Raw genomic sequence first — 24342 nt, forward strand, 5'->3', positions numbered from 1 at the left:
ACTCCGTGGAATTGAGGTCGTTAAATGAGACTCGGGAAATACAATAAAAGTTTGGGATGGTTGTCATTATTCGCGGGCACTGTATTACTCAGTGGCTGCGATTCTGCACTACTAGACCCCAAAGGACAGATTGGACTGGAACAACGTTCACTGATACTGACGGCTTTTGGCCTGATGTTGATTGTGGTTATTCCTGCCATTTTGATGGCTGTTGGTTTCGCCTGGAAGTATCGTGCGAGCAATAAAGATGCGAAGTATAGCCCTAACTGGTCACACTCCAATAAAGTGGAAGCTGTGGTCTGGACGGTACCTATTCTGATCATCCTGTTCCTTGCCGTACTGACCTGGAAAACCACTCACGCACTTGAGCCAAGCAAACCACTGGTTCACGATGAGAAACCTATTACCATTGAAGTGGTCTCCATGGACTGGAAATGGTTCTTCATCTATCCAGAGCAGGGTATTGCTACCGTGAATGAAATCGCCTTCCCGGCGAACACTCCGGTTCAGTTCAAAGTGACCTCCAACTCCGTAATGAACTCCTTCTTCATCCCACGTCTGGGTAGCCAGATCTACGCGATGGCCGGTATGCAGACTAACCTGCATCTGATCGCGAATGAAGCAGGCACCTATGATGGTATCTCCGCCAGCTATAGCGGCCCGGGCTTCTCAGGTATGAAGTTCAAAGCTATTGCAACGCCAGACCGTGCCGCTTTCGACCAGTGGGTTGAAAAAGCGAAGCAGTCTCCAAACACCATGTCTGACATGGCGGCGTTCGAAAAAGTGGCTGCACCTAGCGAATACAACAAGGTGGAGTACTTCTCTAATGTGAAACCTGATTTGTTCAAAGATGTCATTGGCAAATTTATGGATCACGGCAAGAGCATGGACATGACCCAGCCTGAAGGCGAGCACAGCGCGCATGAAGGTATGGAAGGCATGGACATGAGCCACGCGGAAACCGCTCACTAAGGGGCCGAGGAAGAAAATGTTCGGAAAATTGACACTGGATGCAGTGCCCTACCATGAACCGATTATCGTGGTTACGGTGGCTGCAATTATCATTGGTGGCGCGGCCTTACTGGCCCTGATCACTTACTTCGGTAAGTGGAGCTACCTGTGGAACGAGTGGCTGACTTCGGTTGACCACAAAAAACTCGGTATCATGTACTGCATCGTCGGTATCGTCATGTTAATTCGTGGCTTTGCGGATGCGATCATGATGCGTAGCCAGCAGGCACTCGCTTCTGCGGGTGAAGCCGGCTTCCTGCCGCCGCACCACTACGATCAGATCTTTACCGCTCACGGCGTTATCATGATCTTCTTCGTAGCGATGCCGCTGGTTATCGGTCTGATGAACGTGGTCGTTCCGCTGCAAATCGGCGCGCGCGACGTGGCGTTCCCGTTCCTGAACAACCTGAGCTTCTGGTTCACGGTTGTCGGCGTTATCCTGGTTAACCTGTCACTGGGTGTGGGCGAATTCGCACAGACCGGCTGGCTGGCATACCCGCCGCTATCAGGAATTGAGTACAGTCCGGGCGTTGGCGTTGACTACTGGATCTGGGCGCTTCAGCTCTCCGGTGTCGGTACCACCCTGACCGGTATCAACTTCTTCGTGACCATTATCAAGATGCGTGCCCCTGGCATGACCATGTTCAAGATGCCGGTATTTACCTGGGCATCTCTGTGCGCCAACATCCTGATTATTGCCTCTTTCCCAATTCTGACCGTCACCATCGCGCTGCTGACCCTGGACCGCTACCTGGGCACCCATTTCTTCACGAATGATATGGGTGGCAACATGATGATGTACATCAACCTGATTTGGGCCTGGGGTCACCCGGAAGTGTACATCCTGGTTCTGCCTGTCTTCGGTGTGTTCTCCGAAATCGCGGCAACCTTCTCGCGTAAACGTCTGTTTGGTTACACCTCTCTGGTGTGGGCAACCGTGTGTATTACCGTTCTGTCGTTCATCGTTTGGCTGCACCACTTCTTCACCATGGGTGCGGGCGCGAACGTAAACGCCTTCTTCGGTATCACCACCATGATTATCGCCATCCCGACCGGGGTGAAGATCTTCAACTGGCTGTTCACCATGTACCAGGGCCGTATCGTGTTCCACTCAGCGATGCTGTGGACCATTGGCTTCATCGTGACCTTCTCCGTAGGTGGGATGACCGGTGTACTGCTGGCGGTACCAGGTGCTGACTTCGTTCTGCACAACAGTCTGTTCCTGATTGCGCACTTCCATAACGTTATCATCGGTGGCGTGGTCTTCGGCTGCTTCGCTGGCGTAACCTACTGGTGGCCAAAAGCGTTCGGCTTCACGCTGAACGAGAAATGGGGTAAACGCGCGTTCTGGTTCTGGATCATCGGCTTCTTCGTGGCATTTATGCCGCTGTACGTGCTGGGCTTCATGGGTATGACCCGTCGTCTGAGCCAGCAGATCGATCCGCAGTTCCACCCAATGCTGATGGTTGCTGCGGGCGGTGCGGTGCTGATTGCCTGCGGTATCGCGTCTCAGCTGATTCAGTTCTACGTGTCTATTCGCGACCGCGATCAGAACCGTGACCTGACCGGTGACCCATGGGGTGGCCGTACGCTGGAGTGGGCGACCTCTTCTCCACCGCCTTTCTATAACTTTGCCATCGTGCCGCAGGTTCATGAACGCGACGCATTCTGGGAAATGAAAGAAAAAGGTGAAGCGTACAAGCAACCTGCTCATTACGAAGAGATCCATATGCCGAAAAACAGCGGTGCGGGCATTGTTATTGCCGCCTTCGCTACGGTATTTGGTTTCGCAATGATCTGGCATATCTGGTGGATGGCGATTGTTGGCTTCGCTGGCATCGTAATCAGCTGGATTGTGAAGAGCTTTGACGAGGACGTGGACTACTACGTACCAGTCCGTGAAGTTGAAAAGCTGGAAAATCAGCATTTCGACGAGATTTCTAAAGCGGGGCTGAAAAATGGCAACTGATACTCTGGCGCACTCAACTGCCCACGCGCATGAACATGCGCACCACGATACAGGACCGACCAAAGTCTTCGGTTTCTGGATCTACCTGATGAGCGACTGCATTCTGTTCTGCTGTCTGTTCGCGACCTATGCCGTTCTGGTGAACGGCACAGCGGGCGGCCCGACCGGCAAGGACATCTTTGAACTGCCGTTCGTTCTGGTTGAAACCGCACTGCTGTTATTCAGCTCTATCACCTACGGCATGGCGGCTATCGCCATGTACAAAAACAACAAGAGCCAGGTTGTCTCCTGGCTGGCGTTGACCTGGCTGTTTGGTGCTGGATTTATCGGGATGGAAATCTATGAATTCCATCACCTGATTATGGAAGGCTTTGGTCCGGATCGCAGTGGCTTCCTGTCCGCGTTCTTCGCGCTGGTCGGTACCCACGGTCTGCACGTGACCTCGGGTCTGATCTGGATGGCAGTACTGATGTTCCAGATCTCCCGTCGCGGCCTGACCAGCACTAACCGTACCCGTATCCTGTGCCTGAGCCTGTTCTGGCACTTCCTGGACGTGGTGTGGATCTGTGTGTTCTCTGTTGTCTATCTGATGGGGGCGATGTAATGAGTCATTCTAACGATCATGGCGCTTCCCATGGCAGCGTAAAAACCTACATGACAGGTTTCATCCTGTCGATCATCCTGACGGTGATCCCGTTCTGGATGGTGATGAGCGGTTCTGCGTCTAAACCGGTTATCCTGGGAGCAATCCTGGTGACCGCGGTGATTCAGATTCTGGTGCATCTGGTTTGCTTCCTGCACATGAACACCAAGTCCGATGAAGGCTGGAACATGACGGCCTTTATCTTTACCGTGATTATCATCGCTATCCTGGTAGTCGGTTCCATCTGGATTATGTGGAACCTCAACTACAACATGATGGTTCACTAAGAGCGGCGAGTATGTTTAAGCAATACCTGCAAGTAACGAAACCAGGCATCATCTTTGGCAACCTGATCTCCGTGATCGGAGGGTTCCTGCTGGCCTCTAAAGGCAGCATTGATTACGCCCTCTTTATTTACACGCTGGTCGGTGTGTCACTGGTTGTTGCGTCCGGTTGTGTATTTAACAACTACATCGACATGGATATCGACAAGAAGATGGAAAGGACCAAAAATCGGGTGCTGGTGAAAGGCCTGATCGCCCCTTCCGTCTCGCTGGTGTACGCCACCTTGCTGGGTATTGCTGGCTTTATGCTGCTGTGGTTTGGTGCTAACCCACTGGCCTGCTGGCTGGGAGTGATGGGGTTCGTGGTCTATGTGGGCGTCTACAGCCTGTATATGAAACGTCACTCCGTCTACGGCACGCTGATTGGTTCTCTCTCCGGCGCTGCGCCGCCGGTGATTGGCTACTGCGCCGTCACGAACGAGTTCGACAGCGGTGCGCTGATCCTGCTGGCTATCTTTAGCCTGTGGCAGATGCCGCACTCCTATGCCATCGCGATTTTCCGCTTTAAGGATTATCAGGCAGCGAACATCCCGGTTCTGCCGGTCGTGAAGGGCATTTCTGTTGCCAAGAACCACATCACGCTTTACATCATCGCCTTTGCCGTGGCAACGCTGATGCTCTCTCTGGGTGGTTACGCCGGGTATAAATATCTGGCGGTAGCGGCTGCGGTGAGCGTCTGGTGGCTTGGCATGGCGCTGCGCGGATACAAAGTGGAAGATGACAAAGTCTGGGCACGTAAGCTGTTTGTGTTCTCCATTGTCGCCATCACTTCTCTGTCCGTGATGATGTCCGTGGATTTCATGGTGCCAGATTCGCACAACCTGCTGACTTACGTCTGGTAAGCGACAACAGGTTAATAAAAGGGTGCTTCGGCACCCTTTTTTATTCACAAAATCAATTAATAACGCATGTAACATTTGTTAAATAAGCCCTTATTTACCCCGCCCCTTCCCCGCACTACACTATGGCCTGCTTTTGAACTGAGGTGGTAATGAACGATTATAAAATGACGCCAGGCGAGCTACGCGCGACCTGGGGCTTAGGGACTGTCTTCTCGCTACGGATGCTCGGCATGTTTATGGTCCTGCCTGTTCTGACCACCTACGGCATGGCGCTGCAGGGGGCGAGCGAGGCATTGATTGGCCTGGCCATTGGCATTTACGGTCTGGCCCAGGCGGTCTTCCAGATCCCGTTTGGCCTGCTCTCTGACCGGGTTGGCCGCAAGCCGCTGATTGTCGGTGGCCTGCTTATTTTTGTTCTGGGCAGTGTGATTGCCGCCCTCTCCCACTCCATCTGGGGAATTATTCTTGGCCGCGCCCTTCAGGGCTCCGGCGCGATTGCTGCCGCCGTGATGGCGCTGTTGTCCGATCTCACCCGCGAACAGAACCGGACTAAAGCGATGGCGTTCATCGGCGTTAGCTTTGGCGTCACCTTCGCCATTGCGATGGTACTGGGCCCGATAATCACCCATGCGCTTGGCCTGCATGCGCTGTTCTGGATGATTGCCGTGCTGGCAACCCTCGGTATTGCCTTAACCCTGTGGGTCGTCCCGGACAGCAAAAACCACGTCCTCAACCGTGAATCGGGAATGGTAAAGGGCTGCTTCAGCAAAGTGCTGATTGAGCCACGCCTGCTGAAGCTTAACTTCGGCATTATGTGTCTGCACATCCTGCTGATGTCGACCTTTGTCGCCCTTCCCGGCCAGCTGGCCGCTGCGGGCTTCCCGGCAGCCGAGCACTGGAAAATCTATCTGGTCACGATGCTGATTTCCTTTGTTTCCGTCGTGCCATTCATCATCTACGCTGAAGTGAAGCGCAAGATGAAGCGCGTCTTTATTGGCTGCGTAGCACTGTTGCTGATAGCTGAGATTGTGCTCTGGGGTGCCGGCCCGCACTTCTGGGAGCTGATTGCCGGCGTGCAGCTGTTCTTCCTGGCGTTTAACCTGATGGAAGCCCTGCTGCCGTCGCTGATCAGCAAAGAGTCCCCTGCCGGTTACAAAGGCACGGCGATGGGCATCTACTCCACCAGCCAGTTCCTCGGCGTGGCCATTGGCGGCTCGCTTGGCGGCTGGGTGGACGGTCTGTTTGACTCTCAAACCGTGTTTCTCGCGGGCGCACTGCTGGCGACAGTCTGGCTGCTGGTCGCCAGTACCATGAAAGAGCCGCGCTACGTGAGCAGCCTGCGGGTAGAAATCCCGGATGATGTTCAGATTAGCGACGCGCTGAAACAGCGTCTGGAAGCAAAAGAGGGTGTGACGGAGGTCCTGATTGTCCCGGAAGAGCGCAGCGCTTACGTCAAGATAGACAGCAAAATGACCAACCGCTTCGAAGTGGAGCAGGCCCTGAAAGCATGAAAAAAGCCCGGTTGAACCGGGCTTTTTGGTATTAATCGCGGAAGTTTTTAAACTGGAACGGTTGTCCCAGATCGCCGCCTCGCACCAGCGCCATCACGGACTGCAGGTCATCGCGGGACTTGCCGGTGACGCGAATCTCTTCACCCTGGATCTGCGCCTGCACCTTCAGCTTGCTGTCTTTAATGAGCTTCACGATCTTCTTCTGCACCGCGCTCTCAATGCCCTGCTTCAGTTTAGCTTCAACGAACCAGGTTTTACCGCTGTGCACAAACTCTTCCGGCACATCCAGAGAGGTCCCTTCAATGCCGCGTTTTAACAGCTTGGCGCGCAAAATGTCGAGCAGCTGATTCACCTGGAAATCAGACTCGCTCAGCACCTTAATGGTCTTATTTGCGTCGTTCAGCTCAAACGACGCCTCAACGCCACGAAAATCGAAACGTGACTCAACTTCGCGGGTTGCGTTCTCAACGCCGTTGCGAACTTCCTGGATATCAACTTCGGAAACAATATCGAAAGATGGCATCTTTTCTTCTCCCTTCACTTTTGTTGCGTTGCATAATACCCGCTACGAGGCATAACTCAACAGAAGCTTAGCTGTATAATTAAGCTGTAACACCTGGCGCAGTTGCAGGTGAGGAGGAACAATGAAAATTACAGTGCTCGGATGCGGAGCGCTTGGTCAGCTATGGCTGACCGCGCTGTGCAAGCACGGACATGAGGTTCAGGGCTGGCTGCGCGTGCCCCAGCCCTATTGCAGTGTAAACCTGATTGGTGAAGACGGAAGCATCTTTAACGAATCCCTCACCGCGAACGATCCCGATTTCCTGGCGCAAAGTGACCTGTTACTGGTAACGCTTAAAGCGTGGCAGGTCTCAGACGCGGTGAAGACGCTGGCTGCGCAACTCCCCTCCACTTCCCCTATACTGCTGCTGCATAACGGCATGGGGACCATTGATGAGCTGAAAAGCGTCCCGCAGCCCCTGCTGATGGCGACAACCACGCACGCAGCCCGTCGCGACGGCAACATCATCGTGCACGTCGCCAGCGGCGTGACCCATATGGGGCCGGCCAGAACACAGGATGGCGACTACAGTTATCTTGCCGATGTGCTGCAGAAGGTGTTGCCGGACGTCGCCTGGCATAACACTATTCGCCCTCAACTCTGGCGCAAGCTGGCCGTGAACTGCGTGATCAATCCGCTGACGGCACTGTGGAACTGCCCGAACGGGGAGCTGAAAAACCATCCGCAGGAGGTTGCATCACTGTGTGCTGAAGTCGCGTCGGTCATTGAGCGGGAAGGCTTGCATACCTCGGCAGAGGATTTGCGCGGTTATGTCGAGCAGGTTATTGAGAGTACGGCAGAAAATATCTCCTCAATGTTGCAGGATGTCCGGGCATTACGCCACACAGAAATCGACTACATTACCGGCTATCTGCTAAAACGTGCCCGAGCACATGGCATCGCCGTGCCGGAAAACGCCCGTTTGTATGACCTGGTTAAACGTAAGGAGAGTGAATATGAGCGCGTCGGCACTGATCTGCCTCGCCCCTGGTAGCGAAGAGACAGAAGCGGTCACCACCATTGATTTGATGGTGCGCGGCGGTATTGAGGTGACGGTCGCCAGCGTTGCCAGCGATGGCAGTCTGGCGGTGACCTGCTCGCGCGGCGTGAAACTGCTTGCGGATGCGCCGCTTGTGCAGGTGGCCGACGGGGATTACGACATCATCGTCCTGCCCGGTGGCCTGAAGGGTGCGGAATATTTTCGCGACAGCCCGCTGCTGGTCGAGACCGTGCGTCAGTTCCATTTATCGGGTCGTATCGTCGCCGCCATCTGTGCCGCCGCCGGAACAGTGCTGGTTCCGCACGATATTTTCCCTATCGGCAATATGACCGGCTACCCCGGTCTGAAGCAGACCATCCCGGAAGACCAGTGGGTGGACAAACGCGTCGTGTGGGATCCACGCGTCAACCTGCTGACCAGCCAGGGCCCCGGCACCGCGATTGATTTTGGTTTGAAGATTATTGACCTGCTGGTCGGGCGCGAAAAAGCGTACGAGGTGGCGTCATCGCTGGTGATGCCGGCGGGAATTTATAACTACTATGAAGAGTAGTGCGTAAAAAAGCCGGGTGGCGCCAGGTTAAAGCAAAACGGCAACCAAAGGTTGCCGTTTTTTATGTTTTCTCCCTCTCCCCGTGGGAGAGGGCCGGGGTGAGGGCATCAGGCCGCATTCCCGCGCAAAAAACTACGGACGATACACCTTCACATTCGCAAAGCCCTGCTCGCGCAGATACAGTGCCTGCAGGCGGCTCATCACCCCACGCTCACACCACAGCAGATACGTTTTGCTCTGGTCGAGATCGCCAAATTTGGTGCTCAGCTTGTAGAACGGCAGCGACACCACTTCAACGCCTTCCACCTGCAGCGGCTTGTCGTCCTGCTCATCAATAGAGCGGATATCCAGAATCGCATCGTTAGCGCCGAAACCGCTTACGGTTTCCACTTCGACGACGTCCTGCTCGGTCTGCTGGGCGATTTCGCGGATATCAATATTGGACGCTTCCGCCACCACTTTATCCAGGATGCTGAAATCGAAGTGCTCTTCTTCGGCTTCGATCTTCGCCTTCACCGCTTTGACGGTCGGGCTTTTTGAGATCACACCGCAGTATTCCGGCATGGTACGGGCAAAATCTTCGGTGCCGATTTCACGTGCCAGATCGATGATGTGCTCTTTATCGTGGGAGATCAGCGGACGCAGGATCAGCGTATCAGAGACGTTGTCGATCAGACGCAGGTTGGTCAGCGTCTGGCTGGAGACCTGCCCCAGCGCTTCGCCGGTGACCAGCGCCTGCACGCCGTAGCGCTCAGCCACTTTGGATGCCGCACGTACCATCATGCGCTTCAGGATAACGCCCATCTGGCCGTCGTCCACTTTCTCAAGAATTTCGCCCACTACCGGCTCGAAGTTGATCGCCACAAAACGCACGCGGTGGGAGCTGCCGAAGCGGTTCCACAGGTAATGCGCGACCTGGCGAACGCCGATTTCATGCGCCGCACCGCCCAGGTTAAAGAAGCAGTAATGGACGCGACAGCCGCGGCGCATCAGCATATAGCTGGAAACGCCGGAGTCGAAGCCGCCGGAGATCAGAGACAAGACATCTTCCTGGGTGCCGATCGGGAAACCGCCGATACCTTCATAACGACCTTTCACCAGCAGCAGGCGATCGTTTTCGATCTCCAGGTTAACCGTCACGTCCGGGTGCGTCAGACGCACGCGCGCAGACTCGACGTGCTGGTTCAAACCGCCGCCAACGTAACGTTCCACTTCAATGGAGCTGAATTCGTGCTTGCCGCGACGTTTCACGCGTACGCAGAAGGTTTTGCCTTCGATCTGATCGCGGTACTGAACCAGCGCTTTCTCGAAGATATCGTGCATATCGCTGAACGGGACGTCTTCCACTTCCAGAATATGGTGGATCCCCGGAATACGGGTCAGCGCGTCGCGAATATCCTGACGTTTGTTTTCGTCTTTCGCACGGACTTCAACGTGGTCCCAGTGGCGCACCACGGCGAGCGTTTCGTCGTAGTGCTTTAATACGTTACGAATGTTCCCGGTGAGAATTTTAATAAAGCGCAAACGCACAGATTGGCTTTTGATGGTGATTTCAGGGAACAATTTAATGATAAACTTCATGGCGGCAATGTTTCTTAGGCAAGCGTATTAAGGCTTGTAATGGAAAAGAGTACAGCAGCCCACACCCGTGGCTGCATCCAGGCGCGCAAGTATACCACCATCGCGCCGCTCCTGTGCACATTGCGCGTTATTTGCTTATCCGCCCGAGTCCGTTACCATGTCGGGGCGAAGAATATAAGAGTCAATTCACTATGCCGAAGAAGAACGACGCACCGGCCAGTTTCGAAACTGCGCTGAGTGAACTGGAGCAAATCGTTACCCGTCTTGAGAGCGGCGATCTCCCGCTGGAAGAGGCGCTCAACGAATTCGAACGTGGCGTGCAGCTGGCGCGACAGGGGCAGGTCAAACTGCAGCAGGCCGAGCAGCGCGTGCAGATCCTGCTTTCCGACAGCGAAGACGCGAAAACTACGCCTTTCACACCGGACGCCGAGTAAATGGATTTTTCCAACGAGCTTCAGGCGCGTGTAGTTCGCGCCAACGACGCCCTGCGCCGTTTTATTGCACCACAGCCTTTTCAGAACACTCCTCTGGTTGAGGCCATGCACTATGGCGCACTCTTGGGTGGAAAGCGCCTGCGCCCGTTCCTGGTGTACGCCACAGGCAATATGTTTGGTATCAGCGATAACACGCTGGACGCCCCGGCTGCCGCCGTTGAGTGCATCCATGCCTATTCGCTGATCCACGATGATTTACCGGCGATGGACGACGACGACCTGCGTCGCGGTCAACCTACCTGCCATATCAAGTTTGGCGAAGCGAATGCCATTCTGGCGGGCGATGCCCTGCAAACGCTGGCGTTCTCTATTTTGAGCGATGCGCCGATGGCGGAAGTGGCTGACCGTGACCGCCTGGCAATGATTTCCGAACTGGCGATGGCCAGCGGCGTGGCCGGCATGTGCGGCGGACAAGCGCTGGATCTTGAAGCGGAAGGACGTCAGGTTAATCTGGAACAGCTGGAGCGTATTCATCGCCACAAAACCGGGGCATTGATTCGTTCTGCCGTTCGCCTGGGCGCGCTGAGCGCGGGTGAACAAGGGCGCAAAGCCTTGCCGACGCTGGACAGATACGCAGAAAGTATCGGTCTGGCATTCCAGGTTCAGGATGACATTCTGGATGTGGTGGGCGATACTGCAACATTGGGTAAACGTCAGGGTGCGGACCAGCAGCTTGGCAAAAGTACCTACCCCGCCCTGCTGGGTCTTGAGCAAGCCCAACGTAAAGCCCGGGATCTGATTGACGATGCCCGCCAGTCGCTAAATGTACTGGCCGCACAATCGCTGGATACCTCGGCACTGGAAGCGCTAGCGGACTATATAATCCAGCGTGATAAATAAACTATATATCTCGATGAGCCTTTGATGAGTTTTGATATTGCCAAATACCCGACACTGGCGTTAGTTGACTCCACCCAGGAGTTGCGTCTGTTGCCGAAAGAGAGCCTGCCGAAGCTGTGCGACGAGCTGCGTCGCTACCTGCTCGACAGCGTAAGCCGCTCAAGCGGCCATTTCGCCTCCGGGCTTGGCACGGTAGAACTGACCGTGGCGCTGCACTATGTCTATAACACGCCGTTCGATCAGCTTATCTGGGACGTGGGCCACCAGGCCTATCCGCACAAAATTCTGACCGGACGTCGCGATAAAATTGGCACCATTCGTCAGAAAGGTGGCCTGCATCCGTTCCCGTGGCGCGGTGAGAGCGAGTATGACGTGCTGAGCGTCGGCCACTCCTCCACCTCCATTTCTGCGGGCATCGGTATTGCCGTTGCCGCCGAAAAAGAGAATAAACAGCGCCGCACCGTCTGCGTGATTGGTGACGGTGCTATCACCGCCGGGATGGCCTTTGAGGCCATGAACCATGCGGGTGATATCAAACCGGACATGCTGGTTATCCTCAACGATAACGAAATGTCGATTTCCGAGAACGTCGGTGCGCTGAACAACCATCTGGCGCAGCTGCTTTCCGGCAAGCTTTACTCCTCGCTGCGTGAAGGCGGTAAAAAAGTCTTTTCCGGCGTACCGCCGATTAAAGAGCTGCTCAAGCGCACCGAAGAACACATCAAAGGCATGGTCGTGCCGGGTACGCTGTTTGAAGAGCTGGGCTTTAACTATATTGGCCCGGTTGACGGCCATGACGTGCTGGGCCTGGTCACCACCCTCAAGAACATGCGTGACCTGAAAGGCCCGCAGTTCCTGCACATCATGACCAAAAAAGGGCGTGGCTACGAACCGGCGGAAAAAGATCCGATCACCTTCCACGCGGTACCAAAATTCGACCCGTCCAGCGGCTGTCTGCCAAAAAGCAGCGGCGGTATGCCTAGCTATTCCAAAATCTTCGGCGACTGGCTGTGTGAAACCGCCGCGAAAGACAACAAGCTGATGGCGATCACCCCGGCCATGCGTGAAGGCTCCGGCATGGTGGAGTTCTCCAGAAAATACCCTGACCAGTATTTTGACGTGGCGATTGCCGAGCAGCATGCGGTGACGTTCGCAGCGGGCCTGGCCATTGGCGGCTACAAGCCGGTGGTCGCTATCTATTCTACCTTCCTGCAGCGCGCCTACGATCAGGTGATCCATGACGTGGCCATCCAGAAGCTGCCGGTACTGTTTGCGATAGACCGTGCGGGCATCGTCGGCGCTGACGGTCAGACGCACCAGGGCGCATTCGATCTGTCGTTCCTGCGCTGTATTCCGGATATGGTCATCATGACGCCAAGCGACGAAAACGAATGTCGTCAGATGCTGTTTACCGGCTATCACTATCAGGATGGCCCTAGTGCGGTGCGCTACCCACGCGGCAATGCGGTGGGCGTTGAGCTGCAACCCCTGGAAAAACTGGCGATCGGTAAAGGTCTGGTGAAACGTCGCGGTGAGAAAGTGGCGATCCTGAACTTCGGTACGCTGATGCCAGAAGCTGCGAAGGTCGCTGAAACGCTAAACGCTACCCTGGTGGATATGCGCTTCGTGAAGCCGCTCGACGAATCTCTGATTTTGAATTTGGCCGAGACGCATGACGTGCTGGTCACCCTGGAAGAAAACGCCATCATGGGCGGTGCGGGAAGCGGCGTGAACGAGGTGCTGATGGCAAACCGCAAAGTCGTGCCGGTATTGAACCTCGGCCTGCCGGATCATTTCATTCCTCAGGGTACCCAGGATGAAGCCCGTGCGGCTATTGGCCTGGACGCCGCCGGTATTGAAGCCAAAATCCGCGCCTGGCTGGACTAATCCCTCCCCTTTTTCGCTCCTGCTATGCTTAAACGTATTGTTTAAACAGCAGGAGCGGAACCATGCAATACATCACATTAGGAAAAACCGACCTTAAGGTTTCCCGGCTTTGCCTGGGCTGTATGACTTTTGGCGAGCCCGAACGAGGCAACCACGCCTGGACGTTGCCGGAAGAGAGTAGCCGTCCGATTATTAAACGCGCTATCGAGGGCGGCATTAACTTCTTCGACACCGCCAACAGCTACTCCGACGGCAGCAGCGAGGAGATTATCGGTCGTGCCCTGCGTGACTTTGCGCGTCGGGATGACATTGTGGTCGCCACCAAGGTGTACTACCCGTCAGGTGACCTGACTCAGGGCCTTTCTCGCGCGCAGATCCTGCGCTCTATTGATGACAGCCTTAGACGCCTGAACATGGATTACGTCGACCTGCTGCAAATTCACCGCTGGGATTACAACACGCCGATCGAGGAGACGCTTGAAGCGCTCAACGAGGTGGTGAAAGCCGGTAAAGCGCGCTATATCGGCGCGTCGTCTATGCATGCGTCGCAGTTTGCACAGGCGCTGGATCTCCAGGCACAGCACGGCTGGGCACGTTTTGTCACCATGCAGGATCACTACAACCTGATCTACCGTGAAGAAGAGCGCGAAATGCTGCCACTGTGCTATCAGGAGGGCGTGGCGGTGATCCCGTGGAGCCCGCTGGCGCGCGGACGTTTAACCCGTCCATGGGGAGAAACCACGGCTCGTCTGGTCTCAGATGAAGTCGGAAAAAATCTCTATGACGGTACAGAAGCCAGCGATGCGTTAATTGCCGAACGCTTAGCCGGGATTGCCGACGATACGGGTGCCACCCGCGCACAGGTGGCGCTGGCGTGGCTGCTGAGTAAGCGCGGGGTCGCGGCACCGATTATCGGGACGTCCAGGGAAGAACAGCTGGATGAACTGCTGAGTGCAGTGGATTTATCCCTGACGCCGGAGCAGATTGCCGAGCTCGAAACGCCGTATCAGCAGCATCCGGTGGTGGGGTTTAAATAAGCACCCTCTTTTGTAGGCCGGGTAAGGCGGAGCCACCACCCGGCAATACAGAGCGCACAAAATTAACTGAAGTGATCGTACCCTTTCCAGTCGAGCGTGACCGGGGCACCGTCCTGCACAAACTTCAGCCCTTCGCTCTCCGGCATGATCTGCCCGATGCAGGTAAATTTCGCGCCGAGATGCGCTAACGCCACATCCAGCGTGCCACGGTTCAGCTCAGGTACCGTGAAGCACAGTTCGTAATCCTCACCACCGGAAAGCGCCCAACGCAGGGCCTGCTCAGGCTCCACGTGGCGAAGCAGTTGCTCTGATAGCGGGAACAGATCCAGGTCGATGCGCGCGCCCACGCCGCTGGCCTTCAAAATATGGCCAAGATCGGAGATCAGCCCGTCGGAGAGATCGATAGCCGAGCTTGCCCGTTCCCGTAGCGCCTGCCCATGCAGAATACGCGGGGTGGGTCGCAGATGGCGTTTCACCAGATACGCCGCGTCGTCAGCATCCTTCACGGTCAAGCGATCCTGAAGAATAGCCAGCCCCGCAGCGCTGTCTCCCGGTGTACCGGTCACGTAGATCCAGTCACCTGGTTTTGCGCCCGAGCGTTTGAGCGCCCGACCGAGGGGCACATAGCCATGGATCGCCAGCGTCATCGACAGCGGCCCGGCAGTAGTATCACCGCCAATCAGCTGCATATCGTAGTAGTTCAGCTGTTCAAACAGCCCGTCGCTAAAGGCTTCAAGCCAGGTTTCATCGACCTCGGGCAGCGTCAGAGCCAGCGTTAGCCATGCCGGATCGGCACCCATCGCGGCCAGATCGCTGACGTTGACCGCCAGCGCTTTATACGCCAGATCGGCAGGATCGATATCGGGTAAAAAATGACGTCCGCACACTAAGGTGTCGGTGCTGATTGCCAGCGTCTGTTTTTCAGGAATATTGAGAAGTGCACAGTCATCGCCAATGCCGGTTTCAACATCAAGACGAGAGGTTCTGACACGGTCGAAATAACGGGCAATCAGGGAGAATTCGCCGCATGCCATACGTTATGCCTCAGCAAATAAAAGAAAAAACCGGAGCCGCACTGCCCGTCAGGCAATGCAGGACTCCGGTTTGCGGATCACTTTTTGTGGGGACGGATCGCAGGTGCAGCTTTATCAAGAACGCCGTTAACAAATTTGTGGCTGTCTTCAGCGCCGAAGGTTTTTGCCAGTTCGATCGCTTCGTTGATGGCCACTTTGTACGGCACATCATCACGTTTAGACAGCTCAAACAGCGCGATACGCAACACTGCTTTTTCCACCTGACCCAGCTCTTCGAGCAGACGGGACAGGTATGGCTTCATCAGACCATCGAGATACGCGCTATTAGTCGCCACTCCCGACAGCAGTTCACGGAAGTACAGAACATCGACGTCTTTCACGTCCTGTTCTGACAAGAACTGGTACTCAACATCGGCGATGTCGTTGTGGGACAACTGCCAGGAGTAAAGTGCCTGAACGGCACATTCACGGGCGCGGCGACGAGCAGCAGGTTTCACGGAATTCCCCTTACAAAAAAATCAGGCCTTGATGGCTTTCAATACATTGATCATTTCAAGCGCGGTCAGTGCAGCTTCTGCACCTTTGTTACCGGCTTTGGTGCCAGCACGTTCGATGGCTTGTTCAATACTTTCGGTGGTCAGCACGCCGAACGCGACAGGAATTTCAGCATCCTGCGCAACGTGTGCCAGACCATTGCTTGCACCGCCCGCAACGTATTCGAAGTGCGCAGTGCCGCCACGAATAACAGTACCCAGCGCGATAACCGCGTCGTATTTACCGGTTTTCGCCAGCGCGCCCGCTGCCAGTGGCAGCTCGTAAGCGCCTGGAACCCAAACAACGGTAATGTTCTCATCTTTCACCTGACCGATACGTTTCAGGGCGTCAATCGCACCTTCCAGCAGGCTGTCGTTGATGAAGTTGTTGAAACGCGCAATGGTGATGGCGACGCGAGCGTCCGGGGTAGCTACAGCAGCTTCAATAATGTTCATACTCTTCCTTTACGGGTTCATTTGGCCCCGCAGGGGGGCGGATTTTATCATAATACTTTGCGCACTGCTTCCCTATTTCAGGAGCAATTACGCTGTCGTTAAATGGAGGCAGACATCCGGGCCTACAGGACGAATCTCGCTGAATGTGAGTTGCGGTGCGTCGGCCAGTTTTTCAAGGCCAGGCAGCACAAACAGGCCGCGCGCGTCGTGGCCTAACAGTTTAGGCGCAACGTATACAATCAGTTCATCCACCAGCCCGGCCTGCAACAGCGCACCCGCGAGCGTGGGTCCCGCTTCTACCCAGATGCTGTTCACCTGCTGCTTGCCGAGCAGCATCATCAGCACCACTAAGTCGAGGCGACCGTTGTGCTCAGGTACCATAATGCTACGCACGCCCTCTGGCCATTCGCGCGTATCTTCTTTGGTACGGGCAATCCAGGTTTCACCCGGCTGCTGAACGATGCGATGTTCCGGCGTTATGCGGTTCTGGCTATCAATGACAATACGCAGCGGCTGACGCAGGTTCTCCTGCGGGTAAAGCGCCTGAGTATCGGCATTCAGTTCGTCCCAGCGCACGGTCATAGCCGGATCGTCAGCCAGAACGGTTTCACTGCTGGTGAGGATAGCATGGCTTTGCGCGCGAAGACGTTGCACATCGCGCCTTGCCTGGGGCGAGGTGATCCACTGGCTTTCACCGTTTGCCATCGCCGTACGACCGTCCAGCGAGGCGCCCAGCTTAAGCTGGATATACGGGAACCCGGTGCGCATGCGCTTCAGAAAGCCTTTGTTGATCGCTTCGGCGTCCTGCATCATCAGCCCATGACTGACGTCAATGCCTTCCTGCTGCAGGCGATACAGACCACGTCCGGCAACCTGCGGATTCGGATCCTGCATCGATGCCACCACGCGGGAAACCCCCGCAGCAATCAGCGCGTCGCAGCACGGTGGGGTACGCCCGTGGTGGCTGCAGGGCTCCAGCGTCACGTAGGCGGTGGCACCGCGTGCCTTCTCGCCTGCCATCCGCAACGCATGGACCTCGGCGTGCGGCTCGCCGGCACGATAGTGGAACCCCTCCCCCACGATCTCGCCATCTTTAACGATCACGCACCCGACGTTCGGATTGGGATGGGTAGTAAAACGCCCGCGCTGCGCCAGCTTCATGGCTCGCGCCATGTAAATCTCATCCTGCATGAGCTTAATCCTGTAAGCGGGCGATCTCTTCGCCAAACTCTTTGATATCTTCGAAACTGCGGTAGACAGAGGCGAAGCGGATATAGGCGACCTTATCGAGCTTTTTCAGCTGCTCCATCACCAGGTTGCCGATCATCTTGCTTGGCACCTCGCGCTCGCCCAGACCACGAAGATAAGATTTTATGTGGTTTAACGCCATTTCGACGTCATCCGCGCTGACGGGACGTTTTTCCAGGGCCTTCAGCATCCCGCTACGCAGCTTCTCTTCGTTAAACGGCTCGCGCACATCGTTACTTTTTACCACGCGCGGCATTACCAGCTCAGCAACCTCAAAGGTCGTAAAACGCTCGTTGCACACCAGACACTGCCGACGACGGCGTACGGATGACCCTTCGCCTACAAGACGCGAGTCGATGACTTTGGTATCCACAGCGGAGCAGAATGGGCAATGCATACGGTATCCCTGTTATCCGGTTAACTGAGTTTCATTTTACCCTGATCTGGCCTGACAACAAAGGAAGAGCTTTTTGAGACAAAGGATCTATATCTGGCGGCACGTTGCTGGCTACCATTAGGGAGATCCGTTATTTCAAGGAAATAAACGCTATGACAAGACGTTACCTGAGAATTTTACTGGTGGGGAGCCTCTTCACCCTCAGTGCCTGTGCACAGCAAACCGAAGTCCGTCAGATGAAACAGAGTGTGAATACACTTAATACGGCGATGGACAAACTGAACAAAGAAACGGTGAAGATCACCCAGCAAAACGCGCTGAACGCCAAATCCAGCAGCGGGGTATACCTGCTGCCTGGCGCGAACACACCTGCGCGGCTGAATAGCCAGATTGGCACGCTGAAAATGTCGCTGGTCAATGTGGCAGCGAATGCAGATGGTACGCGCGCAACATTGCGCATTCAGGGAGAATCCAACGATCCGCTGCCCGCTTTTAGCGGCACCGTTGAGTGGGGACAGATCCAGGGCACGACGGACAATTACCAGGAAGTGAACGTGAAGAACCAGCTCTTCACCGCCCCGGCCAGCGTTTTAGCGCCCAGTGATGTGGATATTCCGCTGCAGTTAAGCGGCCTTACGCCAGAACAGTTAGGCTTTATCCGCATTCACGACATCCAACCCGCCGCGCAGTAAACCCTTCCTTCTGAGCGGAGTGAAATGTCACTCCGCTAACATTTACATTTCGTATGGATTGGCAACATAAATGATTGCCGCTACAATCCCGGCCGTTTAAAGTACGCAAACGTGAACGCAATCGATTACGCGTGTGAGAGATATGTGAAACAACACATATTTTTGTGAGCAAGGATTCCTATAATAGGCTCCGCAGAAACACGAAATATTTAGAAACGCAATTCGCGCATTTTTCACTCCCGGAAGGGAATTTCAATCAGTGGCATGATTATGAAAAAAACATTACTCGCAGCTGGCGCCGTGCTGGCACTGTCCTCCTCTTTCACTGTTAACGCAGCGGAAAACGACAAACCACAATATCTCTCCGACTGGTGGCACCAGAGCGTTAACGTGGTTGGTAGCTATCACACCCGTTTCGGACCACAGATCCGCAACGACACCTACCTGGAATACGAAGCATTTGCCAAGAAAGACTGGTTTGATTTCTACGGCTACATGGATGCTCCGGTCTTCTTCGGCGGTAACACCGATGCAAAAGGTATCTGGAACCACGGTTCTCCGCTGTTTATGGAAATCGAACCACGCTTCTCTATCGACAAGCTGACCGGTACCGATCTGAGCTTTGGTCCGTTCAAAGAGTGGTACTTCGCAAACAACTACATCTACGATATGGGCCGCAACAAGTCCGGTCGTCAGAGCACCTGGTACATGGGTCTGGGTACGGACATCGATACTGGCCTGCCAATGAGCCTGTCCCTGAACGTATATGCTAAGTACCAGTGGCAGAACTACGGTGCGGCAAACGAAAACGAGTGGGACGGCTACCGTTTCAAAGTGAAATATTTTGTGCCAATCACTCAGCTGTGGGGCGGCAACCTGAGCTATATCGGCTTCACCAACTTTGACTGGGGCTCAGACCTGGGCGATAACGACTTCCGCGATCTGAACGGTAAGAAAGCACGTACCAATGATTCTATCGCGTCCAGCCACATCCTGGCGCTGAACTACGATCACTGGCACTATTCCGTGGTTGCGCGTTACTGGCACAACGGTGGTCAGTGGAACGACGATGCCAGCCTGAACTTCGGCAACGGCGATTTCAGCGTTCGTTCTACCGGTTGGGGTGGTTACCTGGTCGTGGGTTACAACTTCTAACCCGTGCGGGACTGTGCGGGCTGATGCCCTCACCCTGCCCCTCTCCTACAGGGAGAGGGAACAAATACTAAAAACGGCAACATACGTTGCCGTTTTGCTTTTACCTCGCCGCCAGGCAAAAAAGCCAGCTCAAGAGCTGGCTTTTTATTGCTTAACCTTGCGCAAAAAATCCGCCAGAGACCTGTCCGCACTTTCGCTAAACCGTCTCTCCGTCTGCACGATATTGAGACATCTGTCGAGTCGGAAACAGCGATAGTCATCGCGCCGTTCACACCACGCCGCCAGCAGCCAACGCTCACCCCAGAAGAACAAGCCCAGCGGCTGAACCTCACGCTTTGAAAGCTGCCCGGCTTCATCACGGTAATGCAACGCCAGCACGTGCTGGGCGGAAATTGCCTGATGAATCATGTCAAAATCGCTGCAGGAGTGGCTTTGCATGCAGAAATCCGGGGCATAAATCCGCGTCTGCTCCGCCTTTCGACGACTCTCCTCAGGCAGGATCGCCAGCACTTTCTCCTGGGCCGACTCCAGCTCGCGCGACAGCGATTCTCCTCCCCAGGTCTTGAGCAGGCGAATTGCGACGATCAGCGCCTCAGACTCCTTATTTGTCAGCATCAGAGGCGGCAGATCAAAACCCGACATCAGCCGGTATCCGCTTCCCGCTTCGCCTTCCACCGGCACGCCGGAGAGCGACAGATCGCGGATATCGCGGTAGACCGTGCGCTCGGAGACGCCAAGCCTGTCCGCCAGATGCGCTGCCGTCGTCAGACGCCTGCCCCGCAGGATCTGCACAATCTGAAACAAACGGTCAGCGCGTCGGGTCATATCTTATTACGCTCTCAGGCAGGTTGATGGAGGCCGACGCGGTTACCTTCGCTGTCGATAAACAAAGCAATGGTGCCAATACCATCCGGCAGTTCCAGTGGGCCAAACACGCACTCGCCGCCCGCGGAGGCAATGCGATCGAGCGTAGCCGCCAGGTTATCCGTATGCAGATAGATAATAGCGCCCTGCTGCGACGGCGAAACACCCTCAAATTTTGCCAGCGCGCCGCCGGTGGCCGGATCGTCATGCGGGAATACCGCGAGCTCTGCCATGTCCATTTTCTCACGTCTCAGCTGTACCTGCATGACTGGCTCATAAAATTTGATGGCGCGATCCATATCTACCACGGGAATTTCAAACCAGTTAATCACACTTTTCATACATCCTCCTGACTGTTGTTGGGGTTCGAAAAGAGTCTACGACAGGGCTCCTGACAGCATACTGTCAGGAGTGTTTGTCAGGAGCAGATAAAAAAAATCCCGGTCAACCGACCGGGATTTCGATAACACGCTATTCGACGCCTTACGGCAGAATGGACGGCTGATCCGCCCCTTCTTTCTCAACCTTCTGCTGGAGCAGGTGCTCGCGCTTCATGCCGAGTTTCAGTGCCAGTGCGGATGCGACGTAGATAGACGACGCCGTACCGATGGAGACACCAATCAGCATGGTCAGCGAGAAGCCTTCCAGTACCGGGCCACCGAACAGGAACAGCATCAGGATCACCATCAAAGTGGTACCGGAGGTGATCAGGGTACGGTGCAGCGTCTGGGTCAACGACACGTTAAAGATTTCGTACGGCGTACCGCGACGGATCTTACGGAAGTTTTCACGGATACGGTCAGATACCACGATACTGTCGTTCAGTGAGTAACCGATAACGGACATCAGGGATGCCACGATTGTCAGGTCAACCTCAATGTGGAACAGCGACAGAACCCCCATGGTGATCACCACGTCGTGCGCCAGGGCGATAACCACCCCGGCCGCCAGTCGCCACTCGAAGCGGAAACCGACGTACACCAGGATGGAGATCAGCGCCACCAGCAGCGCCATTGCACCGGTCTGCGCCAGGTCCGCACCCACGCTCGGGCCGACAAACTCAATACGCTTGACCGCCGCGTTCTGGCTGGTTGTTTCGTTAATCACGTTAACAACCTTACTGCCCAGCTCCTGGCTGCCGTTAGCATCGTGTACCGGCGGCATACGCACCATGATGTCACGGCTGCTGCCGAAGTTCTGCAGCAGCGGCTCTTCAAAGCCCGCTTTCTGCAGAGACAGACGCATCTGGTCCATATCGACCGGTTTTTCCAGGGAGATCTCGATAACCGTACCACCGGTGAAATCCAGACCCCAGTTAAAGCCTTTCACGCCCATAACGACGATGGACAGAATCAGCAGTAAACCTGAAATGCCGAAGGCCCAGTAGTCCCAGCGCATAAAGTCCCAGACTTTACGGCCATGGTTCAATTGTTCAACAGTATATTCCTGTGCCACAACGCACTCCTCAGATAGACAGCTTTTTGACGCGCTTGCCGCCGTACAGCAGGTTCACGATGGCACGGGTGCCGACAATAGCGGTAAACATTGACGTTGCGACACCGATACCGGTAGTAATCGCAAAGCCTTTGATCGCGCCAGTACCCACTGCATACAGGATAAGAACCTTAATCAGTGTTGTTACGTTCGCATCGAAAATAGAGCTGAACGCGCCTTTATAACCTTCGTCAATCGCCTGCTGAACAGAGCGACCGTTGCTCAACTCTTCTTTGATACGTTCGTTAATCAGTACGTTGGCGTCGACCGCCACCGCAAGGGTCAGAACGATACCCGCAATCCCCGGCATGGTCAGCGTCGCCCCTGGCAGCAGGGACATAATGCCGATGATCAGCACCAGGTTGGCGACCAGCGCACTGGTCGCAATCAGACCAAACTTCTTATAGAAGAAGATCATGAAGAGGATAGAGACCACCAGACCGGCCAGACACGCTTCCAGACCCTGTTGGATGTTCTGCATCCCCAGCGTTGGACCAATGGTACGTTCTTCAACAATCTGAATTGGCGCAATCAGCGCACCGGCACGCAGCAGCAGAGAGAGCTGACGCGCTTCGTTCGGGTTGCTAATACCGGTAATACGGAAGCTGTTACCCAGACGAGACTGGATATTGGCGATGTTAATCACCTCTTCCTCTTTCACCAGCACTGCACGACCGTTGGCATCTTTCTTACCGCTGTCTTTGTACTCCACAAACAGGGTGGCCATCGGTTTACCGATGTTGTCCTTGGTGAAGTTAGACATGATGTTACCACCCGCGCTATCCAGCGAGATATTAACCTGCGGCTGGTTGTATTCGTCCTGGCTGGAAGTGGAGTCGGTAATATGGTCACCGGTCAGAATGACGCGTTTGTACAGCACAACAGGCTGACCTTCGCGGGTCTGTTTCACTTCGGAGTCACCCGGAATACGGCCTGCGGCAGCAGCGGACTGATCGACGTTAGCGTTAACCAGACGGAATTCCAGCGTTGCGGTCGCACCCAGAATCTCTTTCGCACGCGCAGTGTCCTGAATACCCGGCAGTTCAACCACGATACGGTCAGCACCCTGACGCTGTACCAGCGGCTCAGCCACGCCCAGTTGGTTTACACGGTTACGCAGAATGTTGATGTTCTGCTGAACGGCATATTCACGCGCTTCTTTCAGACGCGCATCGGTCATCACCGCGCGCAGCTGGTTGCTGCCCTGAGAGGTGATCACCAGGTCACGGTGACGTTGGGTCAGGTAATCTACAGCCTGATCGCGCGCCGCACTGTCGCGGAACGTGATGCTCATGCCGTAGTTATCTTCTTTACGCACGGTAGTGTAAGGGATGCCTTTGTCGCGCAGATCGCTGCGCAGGCTGTCGATATTCTGTTCCTGCAGCTTGCCGAGCGCGGTATCCATATCCACTTCCATCAGGAAGTGAACACCACCACGCAGGTCAAGACCCAGTTTCATTGGCTCTGCGTTCAGCGCAGCCAGCCAACGCGGGGTTGCAGGAGCAAGGTTAAGCGCCACGACATATTTGTCACCCAGCACGCCCATCAGCGCTTCGCGAGCGCGGAGCTGCGTGTCGGTGGTGTCGAAGCGAGCAAGAATTGCACCCTCTTCCAGAGCCACAGACTTAGCGGTAATTTTTTCTTCTTGTAACGTTTTCTGGACCTGGATCAGCGTTTGCTCACTGGCGGCGACACCGCGCGCGCCAGTGATTTGAACGGCCGGATCCTCACCATACAGGTTGGGAAGCGCGTACAGCAGGCCGACGAGAATCACGACGACCAGCATGATGTACTTCCACAAAGGATAACGGTTTAACACGGCAGTTCCCTTTGGGAAAAGTTGGGATTACAGCGCCTTCATGGTGCCTTTCGGCAGAACGGCAGCTACGAAGTCACGTTTGATAACCACTTCAGTGGTGTCGTTCAGGGCGATTGCAATGTAGCCACTTTCAGCCACTTTGGTTACGCGACCGACCAGACCACCGTTGGTCAGCACTTCATCGCCTTTCGCGATGGAGTCCATCAGCTTTTTGTGCTCTTTGGTACGCTTCTGCTGTGGGCGGAGGATCATGAAGTAGAAGATCAGACCGAACACAACCAGCATCAGGATCAGAGACATCGGGCTGCCCTGCGCCGGAGCACCTGTTGCCGCTACCGCATCAGAAATAAAAAAGCTCATTCAAATTCCCTCATTATTA

Annotated in this window: 26 protein-coding genes; 14 read left to right on the forward strand and 12 right to left on the reverse strand. The window is 55.2% G+C overall.

Going from position 1 to position 24342, the window contains the following annotated elements; translation table 11 throughout:
• Positions 1-24 precede the first annotated feature (24 nt).
• The 6 genes from cyoA (at position 25) to ACOTXR_RS07530 (ending at position 6320) form a co-directional block, all read left to right on the forward strand.
• Positions 25-972 carry a cytochrome o ubiquinol oxidase subunit II gene (cyoA, locus tag ACOTXR_RS07505; RefSeq protein ID WP_014882770.1) on the forward strand — a complete coding sequence of 316 codons (948 nt, stop codon included), beginning with the start codon at positions 25-27 and terminating at the stop codon, positions 970-972.
• A 16-nt stretch (positions 973-988) separates the two neighbouring features.
• Complete coding sequence (gene cyoB / locus ACOTXR_RS07510) at positions 989-2980, forward strand: cytochrome o ubiquinol oxidase subunit I (protein WP_014168864.1); 1992 nt, start codon at positions 989-991, stop codon at positions 2978-2980.
• Positions 2970-3584 carry a cytochrome o ubiquinol oxidase subunit III gene (locus ACOTXR_RS07515; protein ID WP_008503324.1) on the forward strand — a complete coding sequence of 205 codons (615 nt, stop codon included), beginning with the start codon at positions 2970-2972 and terminating at the stop codon, positions 3582-3584. Before cyoB ends, ACOTXR_RS07515 begins: the two co-directional genes overlap by 11 nt.
• Positions 3584-3910 carry a cytochrome o ubiquinol oxidase subunit IV gene (locus ACOTXR_RS07520; protein ID WP_006176899.1) on the forward strand — a complete coding sequence of 109 codons (327 nt, stop codon included), beginning with the start codon at positions 3584-3586 and terminating at the stop codon, positions 3908-3910. The genes ACOTXR_RS07515 and ACOTXR_RS07520 overlap by 1 nt, the downstream gene beginning before the upstream one ends.
• Before the next feature lie 11 nt (positions 3911-3921).
• Entirely contained in the window at positions 3922-4809 is an 888-nt protein-coding gene (cyoE, locus tag ACOTXR_RS07525) for a heme o synthase (RefSeq protein ID WP_014882769.1), read from the forward strand.
• 149 nt (positions 4810-4958) lie between these two features.
• Positions 4959-6320, forward strand: coding sequence for an MFS transporter (locus tag ACOTXR_RS07530; RefSeq protein ID WP_058690558.1), 1362 nt, complete (start codon positions 4959-4961; stop codon positions 6318-6320).
• A 31-nt stretch (positions 6321-6351) separates the two neighbouring features.
• Here ACOTXR_RS07530 and ACOTXR_RS07535 read toward each other — a convergent pair whose 3' ends face one another.
• Positions 6352-6843 (reverse strand): YajQ family cyclic di-GMP-binding protein, encoded by a 492-nt coding sequence (locus tag ACOTXR_RS07535; RefSeq protein WP_008503327.1) that lies wholly within the window; start codon positions 6841-6843, stop codon positions 6352-6354.
• 121 nt (positions 6844-6964) lie between these two features.
• Here ACOTXR_RS07535 and panE point away from each other — a divergent pair, with 121 nt between their 5' ends.
• Both panE and yajL read left to right on the forward strand, forming a co-directional pair.
• The gene (panE, locus tag ACOTXR_RS07540; protein WP_047027720.1) at positions 6965-7876 is read left to right on the forward strand and encodes a 2-dehydropantoate 2-reductase; all 912 of its coding nucleotides are present in this window, start codon (positions 6965-6967) and stop codon (positions 7874-7876) included.
• A complete protein-coding gene (gene yajL / locus ACOTXR_RS07545) occupies positions 7839-8432 on the forward strand; it encodes a protein deglycase YajL (protein WP_014882765.1) in 594 nt (197 codons plus the stop codon). Before panE ends, yajL begins: the two co-directional genes overlap by 38 nt.
• Before the next feature lie 132 nt (positions 8433-8564).
• Here yajL and thiI read toward each other — a convergent pair whose 3' ends face one another.
• On the reverse strand, positions 8565-10013 hold the full coding sequence (gene thiI, locus ACOTXR_RS07550; protein ID WP_014882764.1) for a tRNA uracil 4-sulfurtransferase ThiI: 1449 nt from the start codon (positions 10011-10013) through the stop codon (positions 8565-8567).
• Positions 10014-10204: 191 nt separating this feature from the next.
• Here thiI and xseB point away from each other — a divergent pair, with 191 nt between their 5' ends.
• From xseB to ACOTXR_RS07570, 4 genes are all read left to right on the forward strand, one after another.
• Complete coding sequence (gene xseB / locus ACOTXR_RS07555) at positions 10205-10447, forward strand: exodeoxyribonuclease VII small subunit (RefSeq protein WP_008503331.1); 243 nt, start codon at positions 10205-10207, stop codon at positions 10445-10447.
• Positions 10448-11347: a (2E,6E)-farnesyl diphosphate synthase gene (ispA, locus tag ACOTXR_RS07560; protein ID WP_058690557.1), complete on the forward strand. Its 900-nt coding sequence runs from the start codon at positions 10448-10450 to the stop codon at positions 11345-11347.
• Between the two features lie 24 nt (positions 11348-11371).
• On the forward strand, positions 11372-13234 hold the full coding sequence (gene dxs / locus ACOTXR_RS07565) for a 1-deoxy-D-xylulose-5-phosphate synthase (RefSeq protein WP_023338120.1): 1863 nt from the start codon (positions 11372-11374) through the stop codon (positions 13232-13234).
• Positions 13235-13296: 62 nt separating this feature from the next.
• A complete protein-coding gene (locus ACOTXR_RS07570) occupies positions 13297-14271 on the forward strand; it encodes an aldo/keto reductase (RefSeq protein WP_058690556.1) in 975 nt (324 codons plus the stop codon).
• Between the two features lie 62 nt (positions 14272-14333).
• Here the strand turns inward: ACOTXR_RS07570 and thiL are convergent, their stop codons facing one another.
• From thiL to nrdR, 5 genes are all read right to left on the reverse strand, one after another.
• On the reverse strand, positions 14334-15305 hold the full coding sequence (gene thiL, locus ACOTXR_RS07575; RefSeq protein WP_058690555.1) for a thiamine-phosphate kinase: 972 nt from the start codon (positions 15303-15305) through the stop codon (positions 14334-14336).
• Positions 15306-15382: 77 nt separating this feature from the next.
• Positions 15383-15802: a transcription antitermination factor NusB gene (gene nusB, locus ACOTXR_RS07580; RefSeq protein WP_014882759.1), complete on the reverse strand. Its 420-nt coding sequence runs from the start codon at positions 15800-15802 to the stop codon at positions 15383-15385.
• Positions 15803-15823: 21 nt separating this feature from the next.
• On the reverse strand, positions 15824-16294 hold the full coding sequence (ribE, locus tag ACOTXR_RS07585; RefSeq protein WP_014882758.1) for a 6,7-dimethyl-8-ribityllumazine synthase: 471 nt from the start codon (positions 16292-16294) through the stop codon (positions 15824-15826).
• Positions 16295-16381: 87 nt separating this feature from the next.
• Positions 16382-17485, reverse strand: a complete 1104-nt coding sequence (gene ribD / locus ACOTXR_RS07590) for a bifunctional diaminohydroxyphosphoribosylaminopyrimidine deaminase/5-amino-6-(5-phosphoribosylamino)uracil reductase RibD (protein ID WP_032637351.1) — start codon at positions 17483-17485, stop codon at positions 16382-16384.
• 4 nt (positions 17486-17489) lie between these two features.
• The gene (gene nrdR / locus ACOTXR_RS07595; RefSeq protein WP_008503337.1) at positions 17490-17939 is read right to left on the reverse strand and encodes a transcriptional regulator NrdR; all 450 of its coding nucleotides are present in this window, start codon (positions 17937-17939) and stop codon (positions 17490-17492) included.
• A 152-nt stretch (positions 17940-18091) separates the two neighbouring features.
• Between nrdR and ACOTXR_RS07600 the strand changes: the two genes are divergently transcribed.
• Positions 18092-18631: a DUF3251 domain-containing protein gene (locus ACOTXR_RS07600; RefSeq protein WP_045269310.1), complete on the forward strand. Its 540-nt coding sequence runs from the start codon at positions 18092-18094 to the stop codon at positions 18629-18631.
• Positions 18632-18901: 270 nt separating this feature from the next.
• Positions 18902-19786: a nucleoside-specific channel-forming protein Tsx gene (locus tag ACOTXR_RS07605; RefSeq protein ID WP_014882755.1), complete on the forward strand. Its 885-nt coding sequence runs from the start codon at positions 18902-18904 to the stop codon at positions 19784-19786.
• A gap of 144 nt (positions 19787-19930) precedes the next feature.
• Here the strand turns inward: ACOTXR_RS07605 and ACOTXR_RS07610 are convergent, their stop codons facing one another.
• The 5 genes from ACOTXR_RS07610 to yajC all read right to left on the reverse strand — a co-directional run bounded on the left by ACOTXR_RS07610 (position 19931) and on the right by yajC (position 24323).
• Complete coding sequence (locus tag ACOTXR_RS07610; RefSeq protein ID WP_200923835.1) at positions 19931-20611, reverse strand: helix-turn-helix transcriptional regulator; 681 nt, start codon at positions 20609-20611, stop codon at positions 19931-19933.
• A gap of 14 nt (positions 20612-20625) precedes the next feature.
• Positions 20626-20991: a VOC family protein gene (locus ACOTXR_RS07615; RefSeq protein ID WP_047027716.1), complete on the reverse strand. Its 366-nt coding sequence runs from the start codon at positions 20989-20991 to the stop codon at positions 20626-20628.
• Between the two features lie 142 nt (positions 20992-21133).
• Complete coding sequence (gene secF, locus ACOTXR_RS07620) at positions 21134-22105, reverse strand: protein translocase subunit SecF (protein ID WP_014882752.1); 972 nt, start codon at positions 22103-22105, stop codon at positions 21134-21136.
• Between the two features lie 10 nt (positions 22106-22115).
• Positions 22116-23963, reverse strand: coding sequence for a protein translocase subunit SecD (gene secD, locus ACOTXR_RS07625; protein WP_072001283.1), 1848 nt, complete (start codon positions 23961-23963; stop codon positions 22116-22118).
• Between the two features lie 27 nt (positions 23964-23990).
• Positions 23991-24323, reverse strand: coding sequence for a preprotein translocase subunit YajC (gene yajC, locus ACOTXR_RS07630; protein WP_000007630.1), 333 nt, complete (start codon positions 24321-24323; stop codon positions 23991-23993).
• Positions 24324-24342: the final 19 nt, after the last annotated feature.

This window comes from Enterobacter cloacae complex sp. IR53030 (assembly GCF_049238365.1).
Lineage (GTDB): Bacteria > Pseudomonadota > Gammaproteobacteria > Enterobacterales > Enterobacteriaceae > Enterobacter > Enterobacter kobei.

Bases quoted from the DNA above. Each gene is read 5' to 3' on its own strand.
- cyoA (WP_014882770.1), top strand. From the start codon at position 25: ATGAGACTCGGGAAATACAATAAAAGTTTGGGATGGTTGTCATTATTC.
- cyoB (WP_014168864.1), top strand. From the start codon at position 989: ATGTTCGGAAAATTGACACTGGATGCAGTGCCCTACCATGAACCGATT.
- ACOTXR_RS07515 (WP_008503324.1), top strand. From the start codon at position 2,970: ATGGCAACTGATACTCTGGCGCACTCAACTGCCCACGCGCATGAACAT.
- ACOTXR_RS07520 (WP_006176899.1), top strand. From the start codon at position 3,584: ATGAGTCATTCTAACGATCATGGCGCTTCCCATGGCAGCGTAAAAACC.
- cyoE (WP_014882769.1), top strand. From the start codon at position 3,922: ATGTTTAAGCAATACCTGCAAGTAACGAAACCAGGCATCATCTTTGGC.
- ACOTXR_RS07530 (WP_058690558.1), top strand. From the start codon at position 4,959: ATGAACGATTATAAAATGACGCCAGGCGAGCTACGCGCGACCTGGGGC.
- ACOTXR_RS07535 (WP_008503327.1), bottom strand. From the start codon at position 6,843: ATGCCATCTTTCGATATTGTTTCCGAAGTTGATATCCAGGAAGTTCGC.
- panE (WP_047027720.1), top strand. From the start codon at position 6,965: ATGAAAATTACAGTGCTCGGATGCGGAGCGCTTGGTCAGCTATGGCTG.
- yajL (WP_014882765.1), top strand. From the start codon at position 7,839: ATGAGCGCGTCGGCACTGATCTGCCTCGCCCCTGGTAGCGAAGAGACA.
- thiI (WP_014882764.1), bottom strand. From the start codon at position 10,013: ATGAAGTTTATCATTAAATTGTTCCCTGAAATCACCATCAAAAGCCAA.
- xseB (WP_008503331.1), top strand. From the start codon at position 10,205: ATGCCGAAGAAGAACGACGCACCGGCCAGTTTCGAAACTGCGCTGAGT.
- ispA (WP_058690557.1), top strand. From the start codon at position 10,448: ATGGATTTTTCCAACGAGCTTCAGGCGCGTGTAGTTCGCGCCAACGAC.
- dxs (WP_023338120.1), top strand. From the start codon at position 11,372: ATGAGTTTTGATATTGCCAAATACCCGACACTGGCGTTAGTTGACTCC.
- ACOTXR_RS07570 (WP_058690556.1), top strand. From the start codon at position 13,297: ATGCAATACATCACATTAGGAAAAACCGACCTTAAGGTTTCCCGGCTT.
- thiL (WP_058690555.1), bottom strand. From the start codon at position 15,305: ATGGCATGCGGCGAATTCTCCCTGATTGCCCGTTATTTCGACCGTGTC.
- ribE (WP_014882758.1), bottom strand. From the start codon at position 16,294: ATGAACATTATTGAAGCTGCTGTAGCTACCCCGGACGCTCGCGTCGCC.
- ribD (WP_032637351.1), bottom strand. From the start codon at position 17,485: ATGCAGGATGAGATTTACATGGCGCGAGCCATGAAGCTGGCGCAGCGC.
- nrdR (WP_008503337.1), bottom strand. From the start codon at position 17,939: ATGCATTGCCCATTCTGCTCCGCTGTGGATACCAAAGTCATCGACTCG.
- ACOTXR_RS07600 (WP_045269310.1), top strand. From the start codon at position 18,092: ATGACAAGACGTTACCTGAGAATTTTACTGGTGGGGAGCCTCTTCACC.
- ACOTXR_RS07605 (WP_014882755.1), top strand. From the start codon at position 18,902: ATGAAAAAAACATTACTCGCAGCTGGCGCCGTGCTGGCACTGTCCTCC.
- ACOTXR_RS07610 (WP_200923835.1), bottom strand. From the start codon at position 20,611: ATGACCCGACGCGCTGACCGTTTGTTTCAGATTGTGCAGATCCTGCGG.
- ACOTXR_RS07615 (WP_047027716.1), bottom strand. From the start codon at position 20,991: ATGAAAAGTGTGATTAACTGGTTTGAAATTCCCGTGGTAGATATGGAT.
- yajC (WP_000007630.1), bottom strand. From the start codon at position 24,323: ATGAGCTTTTTTATTTCTGATGCGGTAGCGGCAACAGGTGCTCCGGCG.